This is a genomic window from Citrobacter sp. wls706 (assembly GCF_005281305.1).
Lineage (GTDB): Bacteria > Pseudomonadota > Gammaproteobacteria > Enterobacterales > Enterobacteriaceae > Citrobacter > Citrobacter werkmanii.
This window is the reverse complement of record NZ_SZXG01000025.1, coordinates 1-430: the sequence shown is the minus strand read 5'-3', so window position 1 is coordinate 430 and position 430 is coordinate 1. Positions and strand designations below refer to the sequence as shown.

Annotated in this window: 1 rRNA gene; it reads right to left on the bottom strand. The window is 55.8% G+C overall.

Annotation, left to right across the window (positions count from 1 at the left end):
* Window positions 1–430: ribosomal RNA gene (locus FDW92_RS04890) — 23S ribosomal RNA — on the bottom strand; the annotation flags it as partial.

Here is a 430-nt window from a genome sequence, read left to right as displayed (position 1 = left end):
CCCCCCTCAATTCTCCAGCGCCCACGGCAGATAGGGACCGAACTGTCTCACGACGTTCTAAACCCAGCTCGCGTACCACTTTAAATGGCGAACAGCCATACCCTTGGGACCTACTTCAGCCCCAGGATGTGATGAGCCGACATCGAGGTGCCAAACACCGCCGTCGATATGAACTCTTGGGCGGTATCAGCCTGTTATCCCCGGAGTACCTTTTATCCGTTGAGCGATGGCCCTTCCATTCAGAACCACCGGATCACTAAGACCTGCTTTCGCACCTGCTCGAGCCGTCACTCTCGCAGTCAAGCTAGCTTATGCCTTTGCACTAACCTCCTGATGTCCGACCAGGATTAGCTAACCTTCGTGCTCCTCCGTTACTCTTTGGGAGGAGACCGCCCCAGTCAAACTACCCACCAGACACTGTCCGCAACCC